Consider the following 11,929-nt stretch of genomic DNA (forward strand, 5'->3'; position numbering starts at 1 on the left):
TACGGGCCAGGTATTGCGTCACAACAACACCAACCCGTGCGGCTCACTCTGCGTTCCGGCTCAGACCGCGATCACTGTCGTACACCACGTCGTAAGGGCTGTCCACTGAGGTTGGTGACAGTGATCAGAGCTGGGCGACCTTGTACGGGTGAGGGCCTTTAGGGTTCCCGGTCGTCGCGTGGACCGACGGTGAGGTCTCCCATTGCATAGACACCGACGAGGGCGGCCTCGGCAGGGAATACACCCTGGTCACCGCTGGTACCATCGCTCGTTTCGCCGGCGGGCTTCCCGTCCTGCGGGGCAGCGTAGGGGTTCCCGAGGGCAGCACCGGGCCGCACGGCAAGGCTCCCGGCGCACGGCTGCGGCCTCAGCGGTAACCAGACGCCACGAGAGAGCGGCCCGTCCCCTGTGTACGCCGGCGGGGCGGGTCGCAGTGCGCCTGCTCGGGCGTTCACGAGTGCCCTTTGCGCTGGCAGGCGGGTGAGGCTGACGGCAGCTCGATCCCGTGTGGCTTCGGGGGAGGATACGAGGGATCCGCGGCGACACGGCGGCGCGATGAGAGCAAGGCTCCAAGATTCGCCGTAGAGCGAGCCCGGCCGGGGCAGAATATCGAGCATGCCGATACGGGGTGGGTACGGTCGTGGACTGCGGCCGGGTCGAGCCTGGGCGGGGCTGTCGGCGATGCTCTTACTGGGGGGCTGCGGCCTGTTGGGTGACGGAACCGAGGGCTCGGAGACGAATGCCCGGAGTTCCGCGGACCGAGGCTTCGTGGTCCGCTACGAACAGCCGTCTGCTGCCGATCTGGATGGCGCTTCGTTCCTGCGCAGCCGGAAGCTGATGGAGGGGGCTTCCGAATCCCTCAACGCCTTCGTTGGCGTGGCCCGTCAGGTGGGCATCGTCGGCCGTTCCTGCGGTGGAGAAGGTTCCGGCTACGATCCTGAAGCTCGCCGAATCGAGGTCTGCTACGAAGAGGTGGCGGAGGAACGCGAGCTTTTCCAGAGTGCCGGACACCACCCGGCTGATGACGAGGTTGTCGCCGTACTGGTGGAAACGGTCTTCCATGAAGCCGGCCATGTCCTCATCGACGAATTGGGCCTGTCCTTCACCGATCGGGGAGAAGAGGATGCTGCGGACCAGTTTGCTGCTCTGATGCTACTTCGCAAAGACGTCAGCGGTGAGCGGCAGTTGCGGGTGGCCGCCGAGGAATACGAGCTATCCGCAGCCGAGGACGAGATGGTTGAGGACGAGGTGGCCCACGACGATGACGATGAGCACTCGCCGGACCGTCTACGTGCTGCCAACCACTTGTGCTACCTCTACGGGTCCGCTCCTGGCCGGAATTCGGATGTGGCTGATTCAAGTCTTCTCAGCCGAGCACGTGCCGCAGGATGCGGAAAGGAGTGGGCTCTTGTACGCGGCAACTGGATGAAGAATCTCGCACCCCTGTTGCGAGGCCGATGACGATGCCTGTGCTTCCCGTTCGCGATTCGGGGAAGCGCGGCGCTCTCGGCCTGGGCGAGTTCCCGATAGGGCGAGGCCGTTGGGGACATCCTTGGGGAATGTCCGCGCGGCCACTGCTCTTCTTCGGGCCACTGTTGCGCCCACCGGGAGACGACCACCGCGTGAGCGACCTCGAACGCCTCGAACGCCTCGGCCGCCTTCGGTGCGTGACGCAGCAGCTCCACGTGCCGCCGGTGCGCCACGAGCATCTCGGGCAGCCCCGCCGGATCGATCTGCTCGGTGCCCGCCGGCGCGCGGTCGACCCAGTGGGTGCCGAGCATCCAGCGCCGGTGGCGCGGGCAGATACGGGTGTGCGGTTTCAGGTACAGCCGGCGGCCTTCCCCCGCGGCCGGCACCACCACCCCGAAGCGGAACCGCCCGGCCGCACCCGCCCCCTCCGGTGAGAGGGGGCGGGTGCGGCCCCGGCCGGCTGGGCACGCTGCAGGATCTCCTCGGGCATCCGGCGGAACACCGAGTCACGGGCCCGCGCTTCGGCGTTGAGGTACATCTCGCGAGGCATGCCCCGTCTGGCTCCACACCTGCAATCACCACCGCGGACACACCGCGCTCAGGGCCAACCACCCGCCAGCCGCGTCCCCGACCTCTCGGGTCAGTACAGCCAGGACGGTTCCTGGGCGCTGTGGCGGGCCGCCGTAGGCTCGGGGCATGAGTGAGATGGGCCTGCGCGAGCGCAAGAGGCAGCGGATGTACCAGGCCGTGTCGGAAGTCGCCATCGGGCTCTTCCTGGAGCGCGGCTTCGACGCGGTGTCCGTCGCCGAGGTGGCCGCCGCGGCCGAGATCTCCAAGCCGACCCTCTTCCGGTACTTCCCGGCCAAGGAGGACCTGGTCCTGCATCGGATCGCCGATCACGAGGGGGAGGCGGCCCGGGTCGTCGTCGAGGGGCGGGCCGAGGGGCTCGCGCCGCTGCCCGCCCTGCGCCGGCACTTCCTCGACGGACTGGCCGCGCAGGACCCCGTCACCGGCCTCAACGACCACCCGGCGGTCCGCGCCTTCTACGACCTCCTCTATGGCACGCCCTCGCTGGTGGGCCGTCTGTACGGCTATCTGGAGCGGGCCGAGGCCGCCCTCGCCGAGGCCCTGGGCGCCGACCTGGACGCCCGGCTGGCGGCCGGCCAGATCATCGCCGTCCGGCGGATCCTCGCCGAGGAGAACTGGCGGCGGATCGCGGCGGGGGAGCGGGTGGCGGACGTACGGGCGGACGCGGTGGCGGCGGCGGAGCGGGCGTTCGCGGTGCTGAGCGCGGGGCTGCCGCGGCTCACCTGAGCGGTCCAGCATTTTGATGCACGGTAAAAGATGTGACTCGGTAACGTTATTAGTTACTCTTGGCGCATGCCCTCCGCCGACCCTGCCGCCAGCGATGACCCCGCCGCCGTCCTCCGCCACGAACGCGCCCACCACGACGCCTGCCGAACCGCCTTCGCCGCGATGGTCGAGGGCGCCGACCTCCAGGTCGTCACCGGCGAGGACGTGTCCGCCTCCGGCGCCGACGCCGAGGCCCTCGGACACCGGTTCCGCAGCCACGCCAAGGCACTGCACGAGCTGCCCGAAGGGCCGCTGTTCTTCGGTCGGCTGGACTTCCTGACCGGAGAACCCGGCCACCACATCGGCCGGCTCCGCATCAGCGAGCACCCGGCCGCCCCGCCGCTCGTCGTCGACTGGCGGGCCCCCGTCTCCCGCGCCTTCTACCAGGCCAGCGCCCGCGACCCCCAGGGCGTGGCCGTACGGCGACGGTTCGGCTGGGCCCCGGGCAGCCGGGGCGACTCCGCCGACCTCACCGGCCTGGAGGACGAACCCCTGGCGGACGGCCGGTCCGAGGACGCCGCCGACGGCTTCCTCGTCCGCGAGCTCGAACGCCCCCGCGTCGGCCCGATGCGGGACATCGCGGCCACCATCCAGCCCGAACAGGACGACCTCGTCCGGGGGGACCTCGCCGAGTCCGTGTGCGTGCAGGGCGCCCCCGGCACCGGCAAGACCGCCGTCGGCCTGCACCGGGCCGCCTACCTCCTCTACACCCACCCCCGGCGCATCCAACGCGGCGGACTGCTGATCCTCGGCCCCAACCGCGCCTTCCTCTCCTACATCGCCGAGGTGCTGCCCGCCCTCGGCGAGACCGGCGTACGGCAGTCGACCCTCCACGACGAGATCGGCCGCCACCCGGTCACCGGAACGGACCCCGACCGCACCGCCGCCGTCAAACACGGCGCCCGGACGGCCGAGGTGCTGCGCCGCGCGCTGTACCGCCGGGTGACGGCCGAGGGCGTCGAGGCGCTCGCCGTCCCGGAGGGCTCCTACCGCTGGCGCGTCACCGGCCACGAGCTGGCACGGATCGTCGCCGGAGTGCTCGCCGACGAGCTGCCGTACGAGACCGGGCGGGAGCGGGTGCGCAGCCGGATCGTGCGCCGGATCCAGGAGCAGGCCGAACGCCGGAGCGGACCCCGCCCGGCCGCCTGGACCCGCCGGATCGAACGCGCGCGGCCGGTGAGCGCCTGCCTGGAGGCGGTCTGGCCGAAGGCGAGCCCGGAGGAGGTGCTGACCCGACTCCTCACCTCCCGGGAGGAGTTGGCGTCGGCGGCGGACGGCCTCCTGGACCCCGCGGAACAACGCGCCCTGCTCTGGCCACGCCCGCCCCGCTCCCCGAGGTCGGCCCGCTGGTCGGCCGCCGATCTCGTCCTCCTCGACGAGCTCGCCGGCCTCCTCGACCATCCGCAGGGATACGGTCATGTCGTCGTCGACGAGGCCCAGGACCTCTCCCCGATGGAGTGCCGGGCCGTCGCCCGCCGGATCCCCTTCGGCTCGCTCACGGTCCTCGGCGACCTGGCCCAGGGCACCACCCCCTGGGCGGCCGCCTCCTGGCCGGTCCAGCTGGCCCACCTGGGCAAGCCGGACGCCACGATCGTCCCCCTGACCATGGGCTTCCGCGTCCCGGCCGCCGTGCTCACCCTCGCGGGCCGCCTCCTCGACCGCCTCGACGCCGACGTCCCGCGCGCCGACTCGCTGCGCCGGGACGGCGAACTGCGCATCCGGCGGGCGGACGGCGACCTCTCCCGCGCGGTCGTCGCCGCCGTCCTCGACGCCCTCACCCGCGAGGGCTCGATCGGCGTCATCGCCGCAGACGCGCAGGTCGACGGCGTCCGCGAGGCGCTGACCACGGCCGGCGTCCCCACCTCCGGCCCGGACGACCCGGCCGCCCGCGTGACGCTCGTCCCCGCGACCCTCGCCAAGGGCCTGGAGTACGACCACGTCGTCGCCGTCGAACCGGCGGCCGTCGCGGAGTCGGAACAACGCGGCCTGAACCGCCTCTACGTGGTACTGACACGCGCGGTGTCGAGACTGGAGGTGGTGCACGAACGGGAACTGCCGTGGGAGGAGTGACGCGCCCGCCTCCCCGGGGCATCCTGTACGACGATGCTGCTCTTCCTGGACGTCGACGGGACGCTGATCCCGTTCGGAGGCACGGCCCCCTACCCGCAGTACGGACGACCGTCGCCCCCGTCGCCGCACCCCCTGCTGCCCCGCCTGGACCCGGCCCTCGGCCCCCGACTGCTCGCCCTGGGCTGCGAGTCGGTGTGGGCGACGACTTGGCTGGACGACGCGAACACCGTCCTCGGACCGTGGCTCGGCCTGCCCGCGCTACCGGTGGTGCGGTGGCCGGACGAGACGGCGGGCGCGGCGGCGGAGGGGGATCCGGCGGCCGGTGGCGTGCACTGGAAGACGCGGCCCCTGGTCGAGTGGGCCTCGGGCCGTCCCTTCGTCTGGCTCGACGACGAGATCACCAGCGCCGACCGCTCCTGGGTGGCCGCCCATCACCCCGGCCGCGCTCTCCTGCACCGTGTCGACCAGCGGCGCGGCCTGACGGACGAGGACTTCGCGGTGGTGGCGGACTGGATCGCAGGGGTCCGGAGCGGAGGAGGTTAGCGGGGCGGCGGGCCCTGTCGGCTCCTCAGTGCCAGCTCTCCAGTGCCTCCCGGGTCGCCAGGTACCCCCGGTCGATGAGGTCCGGGACGCCGGCGGCCGACCAGGAGGAGTGGCCGGCGGTGTCGATGGTGACGACCAGGTCGGCGTGCCGGCCGTGCGCCGGGTGGTCGGGGCGGGACTCGAACCAGCGGCGCCAGCGGGTGTTGCCGCGGCCGAAGCCCACGGCGATGACCCGTTCGGCGCCGAGCCGGTGCGCGGCCCACACCGGCGACGGCGACAGCACCGCGCCGTCCACGCAGAGCGCGCCGCCCTCCTCCAGCCGGACCGGCGGGAACAGGCCGGGCACGGCGGTGCTGGCCCGTACGGCGGTGGTCAGCGAGCCGGAGGCGACCAGCCGCGGCGTCGTGGACCGCAGCTCCGTGACCACCGCGCCGAACCGGGTCGGCAGCTCCTCTATCAGCAGGTCGCCGAGCATCTGCTCGATGCCGCGGACCATGGGCGTGGTGTCCAGCAGCCCCAAGCGCGGGGTGATCGTGGCGGACCCGAAGTCCGCCCACTGCGCCCGCAGCAGTCGCGCGGTGATCCGATCGCTGCCGACCCCGGCCGCCCAGGCCCCGCCGATCAGCGCCCCCGCACTGGCCCCGGTCACCACGGAGATCTCGATCCCGGCCTCCTCGACGGCCCGCAGCACACCGGCGTGCGCGGCGCCCCGGGCCGCCCCGCTGGACAGGACCAGGCCCAATGCAGGCGACTGCGGCGACGACACCGACGGGCTCCTTCGACGTACCGGCTGGGCCGGTATGGTCCCACGCCCGCGCAGCGGACGATCTTGTGGCGTCGATCGCCCAGGGGTCCCCGGGGCCATGGTGGGGGCCACGTGTGACCACGGGGGTACACCCGGGTTTCCACGGGTGCGCCCGGGACCCGGTCCGGACGACGGTTGCTAGGTCACTGAGCCGGGTCCTGGCGCACGATGAGCCGGTCCCGGCATCCGGACCACCGGAAGCGGGGAAGACCGCCATGCACTTGTCCAGCATCGACGTCGTGTCGGAGCGAGGCTCGTCCACAGTGGGTACGACCGGGAGCGCGACGGCGACCGCCGTTCGCTCCGGGCCCGAGGCGGCAGCGGAGTTCGAGAGCGTCCGTTGTCTGCTGTTCAAGATCGCCTACCAGACCCTGGGCCGGGCCGTCGACGCCGAGGACGTCGTCCAGGACGTATGGCTGCGCTGGCAGGGCGCGGACCGGGCACAGGTGCGCAACCGGGTCGCGTTCCTCGTGACCATCACGACCCGGGTCGCGCTCAACACGGCGACCTCGGCGCACGCCCGTCGCGAGGTCTGTGCCGGCGGATGGAGCCGGGAACACGATCTCGCGTCCGTCGACCCGGAGGGGGAGGCCGAACGCGGGGAGGCGCTCGAGATCGCGGTCGGGCTCCTGATGGAACGGCTGACCCCGGTCGAACGTGCCGTCTACGTGCTGCGCGAGGCGTTCGAATACCCGTTCCGTGAAATCGCCGAACTGCTCGAGCTCAGCGAGGTCAACGCGCGGCAGCTGGCGTTCCGGGCGCGCAGACATCTCGCCGGACAACGGAGCGGCCCGGTCGACCCGACGGAGCGGGACGGTCTGCTGGAAGCCTTCCTCGACGCGGCGCGGGCGGGCGACATGGCGCACCTCATCGATCGACTCCAGGGGCTGCGCGCGCTGCCGCAGCCCGGATGAGGGCGGCTGTCCGGCTGATGGGCCGATGATTGTCCGGGGCCGCACGCACGGGGCATGATGGGCACGACCCGAGTTGATCAGGGTCTGGTCCTGTTTGACGACCTGCGCGGTGGTGGTGGATGTCGAGCAGCGCTCCTCGGCGCCGGCTGCGTGGCCGAATGGACGAGTGCGGGGCGCTCGATCAGATGCTGGCCGGCGCGAGGGCCGGTCGGAGCCAGGTGCTGTTGCTGCGCGGCGAGCCCGGGGTCGGCAAGTCCGCGCTGGTCGAGTACCTGGTGGAGAGCGCGGCGGGCTGCCAGATCCTGCGGGTCGCCGGTGTCGAGTCCGAGATGGAGCTGCCGTTCGCCGGGCTGCACCAGCTGTGCATGCCGATGATGGGACAGCTCGAGCGCCTTCCCGGCCCCCAGCGTGATGCCCTGGCCATCGCGTTCGGTCTGAGCGCGGGCAGCGCCCCGGACCGCTTCATGGTCGGACTGGCGGTGCTCAGCCTGCTGGCCGAGGTGGCGGAGGAGCAGCCGCTCGTCTGTGTGGTGGACGACGCCCAGTGGCTCGACCGGGTCTCCGCGCAGACGCTGGCCTTCGTCGCGCGCCGACTGCTCGCGGAGCGGGTGGTGCTGCTGTTCGCGGCGCGCACGTCGACGCCTGCTCCGGTCGACGACCACTGGGCGGCGATGCGGCAGCTCGTGATCCGGGGACTGCGCGAAGACGACGCGCGTGAGCTGCTGGACTCGGTGGTCCCCGGGCGGCTGGACGAGCGGGTCCGGGACCGGATCGTCGCCGAGACCCGCGGCAACCCGCTGGCCCTGCTGGAACTGACGCGCGGGTCGACCGCGGCGGAGCTGGCCGGCGGGTTCGGGCGTCCGGACGCGCGTCCGCTGGCGAGTCAGATCGAGCAGAGCTTCCTGCGGCGCATCGGCACACTGCCGGAGGCGGCGCAACGGCTGCTGCTGGCGGCGGCCGCCGAGCCGGTGGGGGACGTGCCGTTGCTGCGGCGGGTGGCCGAGCGGCTCGACATCGCGCCGGACGCCGCGGGGGAGGCCGAGGCGGCGGGGCTGATCGAGTTCGGCGCGCAGGTGCGGTTCCGTCATCCGCTGGTGCGCTCGGCGGCCTATCGCGCGGCCGACCCCCGAGACCGCAGGGACGTGCACCGCGCGCTGGCCGAGGCGACCGACCCCGACTCCGACTCGGACCGCCGGGCCTGGCACCACGCCCATGCGGCGGTCGAGCCCGACGAGGCCGTGGCGGGCGAACTGGAGCGCTCGGCCGGCCGGGCCCAGGCGCGCGGCGGTCTCGCGGCGGCGGCCGCGTTCCTGAGACGGGCGACCGAGCTGACGCCCGATCCGGTCAGACGCGGAACCCGGGCGGCGGCCGCGGCGCAGGCATCCTTCGAGGCAGGGGCCCCCGACACGGCGCTCGAACTCCTCGCCGCCGCGGAGATGGGCCCGCTGAACGAGGTCCAGCAGGCCCGGCTGATCCGGCTCCGCGGCCAGATCGTCTTCGCGCGCAGACGCGGCGGTCAGGCCTTGCCGCTGCTGCTCGACGCGGCCGGCCGACTGGAACGCGTCGACGACGGGCAGGCGCGCGAGGCGTATCTCGAAGCGATCGGCTCAGCGGTCATCGCCGGTCGGCTCTGCGGCCGTGCCGCATTGCGGGAGGTGGCCGAGGCCGCCCGCGCCGCACCGCGCGCACCGCAGCCTCCGCGGCTGACGGACCTCCTTCTCGACGGCCTGGCGACGCGGTTCACCGAAGGCTACGTCCGGGGTGCGCCGCCGTTGAAGCTCGCGCTGCGGGCGTTCCGGCAGGCCGCCGAACGGGGCGACGACGACGTCATGCGCTGGCTCTGGCTGACCTGGCTGGTCGCCAATGACATGTGGGACGACGAGACATGTCAGGAGCTGACCACGGGCGCGGTCCGGGCGGCTCGCGAGACCGGCGCGCTCAATTTCCTCCCCCTGGCCCTCTGCTACCGCGCCATCCAGCATGTGCATGCCGGGGAGTTCGACCTCGCCTCGGGGTTGACCGACGAGTCCGACACCATGACGGAGGTGACCGGCAACTCGCCCCTCGGGTACGCGAAAGCGTTCCTCGCGGTCTGGCGCGGCGACGACGTCCGGGTGGTGGAGTGGATCGACAGCCGGGTCCGGGACGCGACGTCCTGGGGCGAGGGGCGGGCGATCGGGACGGGCAACTACCTGATCGCGGTGCTGTACAACGGGCTGGGCCGCTACCAGGACGCCCTGGCCAGGGCCGAACGGGCATGGGAGCACGAGGAACTGGCGGGATTCGGGTTCGCCCTCTTCGAGCTGGTCGAGGCGGGTGCTCGCAGTGACGCTCCCGAGGCGGCCGAGGCGGCCCTGCGCCGCCTCGAGGAACAGGCCGAGGCCAGCGGCACCAACTGGAGTCTGGGCGCCGTGGCCCGGTCGCGAGCGCTGCTCAGCGACGGTCCGGCCGCCGACCTGCTGTACCGCGAGGCCATCGAGCGCCTCGAGCACAGCCGGGTCGCCGTCTACCTCGCGCGCACCCACCTGGTGTACGGCGAGTGGCTCCGCCGCGAGAACCGGCGCGTCGAGGCGCGCGAGCATTTGCGCACCGCCTACGAGCGGTTGCGCGGGTTCGGAGCGAGCGCCTTCGCCGAGCGCGCCCGCCGCGAGCTCCTGGCCACCGGCGAGTCGGTACGGCAGCGCACGGTCGACGTACGCGAGGTCCTCACCGCGCAGGAAGCGCAGATCGCCCGACTGGCCGCCGACGGAAAGACGAACTCCGAGATCGGCGCCGAGCTGTTCATCAGCCCGCGCACGGTCGAATGGCACCTGCACAAGGTGTTCACCAAGCTCGACGTCAACTCCCGGAACAAACTCCGCGGCGCACTGTCCCGCGCCTGACGACCGATGTCCGTTTCCCAGTAGAAGTGGCGGAGAGCGACGCCTCTGACCGGAGTCCCGTCAGTTGGAGCGGGACACCGTTAGCCCTTGGCGTCCCAGCGCATGTGGTTGTGGAAATCCGGGTGATCGCTGGCCCCATGGTGTCCCAGTAGAACTGGCGGCGGGTGGTGCGGTTGACCTGTGCTCATCCAGCTTGGCTGGGACGTCGGATGACGGTGGGCGGTTCGTCTCTGTGGGATCGCGACCGGCAGAAGCCGGACCGGAGCATCCCAGGGTTCCACGTGATCAAGCTGCCTTCGGCTTCTTGCCAAGCCTCTGGGAGACGGGCTTAGGTCTGGTCTGCTCAGCGATGTGGTCGAGTTCGACCGTGTCCAGCGTGCGTTTGGTGATCTTCTCGGCACCGCTGTCGATCGCCTCGACTGCTGCCTCCCGGACAACATCCTGGTCGACCGCGAGGTCGTCGCGGTCATCGAGGAGCAACAGCAGTGGGTCCGGGACCACTTTCCCGGCATCACTCCGCGTCACCTGTTCATGCAGCGGACCGGAAACCGCCAGGGCGACAAACCCTATCCGTCCGGGACTTACGCCTGGATGCTCCGCGAGTTCAGCAAGATCGTGAAGATCACCGACAGCAAGGGCCGCCCCGTCGGCCTCAGCCACACCCACCGCTTCCGACACACCAAACTGACGAGGCTTGCCGAACTCGGCCTGCCCGTCCACGTGTTGATGCACTATGCCGGACATGTCACCCCGTCGATGTCGATGCACTACGTCGCCGCCCGCCAGGAACACGCCGAGCAGGCGTTCCTCGCCACCGCCAAGCTGCGGGCCGACGGCACCCCCGTCGTGTTCTCCCGTGACGACCACGACAGCCTCCACTTGTTCAACCGCGCCGACCGGTTTCTGCCCCACGGCTGGTGCATGCTGCCGCCCATGCAGACCTGCGACAAGGGAAATGCTTGCCCGACCTGCTCGGTCTTCGTCACCGATGCCTCCCACCAGACGGCTCTGGAACGGCAGTTGGCCGAGACAACGGCATTGATCGACCGCAGCACCACCGCCTTCCAGGAACGTCATGGCCGCCCGATGCCCGAGGACAACGTCTGGCTCCTCCAACGGCGAGCCGAGCACGCAGCCCTCATGAAGCTGCTGGACACCATCCGCGACAAGCCCGGCCGGGCAGTCCAGGGCGCCGGCTGCGGCGCGGCCCCCACTGGCCCCATCCCGCTCAGTCTCGACCTCTACCGCCACCGAAGGACTCGGCCATGACCGACGCCCGCACCAAGCGCACCCAAACCCTCACAGCCGCCGCGAAGGCAAAGTCCCAGGCCAAGACGAAGAGCGCGGAGAACGCGATCCGCACCCTGGTCAAGCGCGGAGAGCCGATCACCTTCCAGGCCGTTCAGCGCGAGGCTGGCGTCTCCCACGCGTTCCTCTATAACCACCCTGACCTGCGCGGACGCATCGAACAACTGCGAGCCCAAGCCCGGCCGCTCCCTGTCCCGACACCTCCGGCCGACGAGCAGAGCGCCCTCGTCCTCGCGCTCACCAGCCAAATCACCCGGCTGAAGAAGCAGCACCGAGAAGAAGTACAGGCCCTGCGGGACGCACTGGAACAGGCCCACGGCGAGAACCTCGACCTCCGTCGCGAACTCGCCCGCCGGGGCTCACCCGGACAGGTCCAGCCCAGCTGACCGGCGGCGGCACCACCGACGAACCCGAACGCAGCCCCAGGGCACTGTGCTGCACGACCCCGGCGGGAACAGTCGCATTCCCCGACCTCTTGCGGGTCAACTCCACTAGTGCCGCGGCAGGCAACGTTTGCCCGTCAAGGAGCGGCGTCCGGTGCGTGCTCTCGGTGTGCCGGCCGGAAGTCCTCGTACTGGACGTAC

At 71.6% G+C, this 11,929-nt stretch carries 9 protein-coding genes; 8 read left to right on the forward strand and 1 reads right to left on the reverse strand.

What is annotated here, in order from left to right; all coding sequences use genetic code 11:
* Positions 1 to 768 precede the first annotated feature (768 nt).
* The 4 genes from AB0J04_RS43690 to AB0J04_RS43705 all read left to right on the forward strand — a co-directional run bounded on the left by AB0J04_RS43690 (position 769) and on the right by AB0J04_RS43705 (position 5,436).
* Positions 769 to 1,461 (forward strand): DUF4344 domain-containing metallopeptidase, encoded by a 693-nt coding sequence (locus AB0J04_RS43690; protein WP_363174283.1) that lies wholly within the window; start codon positions 769 to 771, stop codon positions 1,459 to 1,461.
* Between the two features lie 705 nt (positions 1,462 to 2,166).
* Positions 2,167 to 2,784, forward strand: coding sequence for a TetR family transcriptional regulator (locus AB0J04_RS43695; protein ID WP_363174284.1), 618 nt, complete (start codon positions 2,167 to 2,169; stop codon positions 2,782 to 2,784).
* A gap of 66 nt (positions 2,785 to 2,850) precedes the next feature.
* Positions 2,851 to 4,893 carry an AAA family ATPase gene (locus AB0J04_RS43700; RefSeq protein ID WP_363174285.1) on the forward strand — a complete coding sequence of 681 codons (2,043 nt, stop codon included), beginning with the start codon at positions 2,851 to 2,853 and terminating at the stop codon, positions 4,891 to 4,893.
* Positions 4,894 to 4,926: 33 nt separating this feature from the next.
* Positions 4,927 to 5,436: an HAD domain-containing protein gene (locus AB0J04_RS43705; RefSeq protein WP_363174286.1), complete on the forward strand. Its 510-nt coding sequence runs from the start codon at positions 4,927 to 4,929 to the stop codon at positions 5,434 to 5,436.
* A 25-nt stretch (positions 5,437 to 5,461) separates the two neighbouring features.
* Here AB0J04_RS43705 and AB0J04_RS43710 read toward each other — a convergent pair whose 3' ends face one another.
* Positions 5,462 to 6,202: a patatin-like phospholipase family protein gene (locus AB0J04_RS43710; protein ID WP_363174287.1), complete on the reverse strand. Its 741-nt coding sequence runs from the start codon at positions 6,200 to 6,202 to the stop codon at positions 5,462 to 5,464.
* A gap of 254 nt (positions 6,203 to 6,456) precedes the next feature.
* On the opposite strand from AB0J04_RS43710, the gene AB0J04_RS43715 reads away from it, so the two are divergent.
* The 4 genes from AB0J04_RS43715 to AB0J04_RS43730 all read left to right on the forward strand — a co-directional run bounded on the left by AB0J04_RS43715 (position 6,457) and on the right by AB0J04_RS43730 (position 11,731).
* Positions 6,457 to 7,155: a sigma-70 family RNA polymerase sigma factor gene (locus tag AB0J04_RS43715; RefSeq protein ID WP_363174288.1), complete on the forward strand. Its 699-nt coding sequence runs from the start codon at positions 6,457 to 6,459 to the stop codon at positions 7,153 to 7,155.
* 119 nt (positions 7,156 to 7,274) lie between these two features.
* Positions 7,275 to 10,037: an AAA family ATPase gene (locus tag AB0J04_RS43720; protein ID WP_363174289.1), complete on the forward strand. Its 2,763-nt coding sequence runs from the start codon at positions 7,275 to 7,277 to the stop codon at positions 10,035 to 10,037.
* A gap of 351 nt (positions 10,038 to 10,388) precedes the next feature.
* Entirely contained in the window at positions 10,389 to 11,306 is a 918-nt protein-coding gene (locus AB0J04_RS43725; protein WP_363174290.1) for a tyrosine-type recombinase/integrase, read from the forward strand.
* Positions 11,303 to 11,731 (forward strand): DUF6262 family protein, encoded by a 429-nt coding sequence (locus AB0J04_RS43730; RefSeq protein ID WP_363174291.1) that lies wholly within the window; start codon positions 11,303 to 11,305, stop codon positions 11,729 to 11,731. Before AB0J04_RS43725 ends, AB0J04_RS43730 begins: the two co-directional genes overlap by 4 nt.
* Positions 11,732 to 11,929: the final 198 nt, after the last annotated feature.

It is taken from the genome of Streptomyces sp. NPDC050263, assembly GCF_040655955.1.
In the GTDB taxonomy this organism is placed as follows: Bacteria; Actinomycetota; Actinomycetes; order Streptomycetales; family Streptomycetaceae; genus Streptomyces.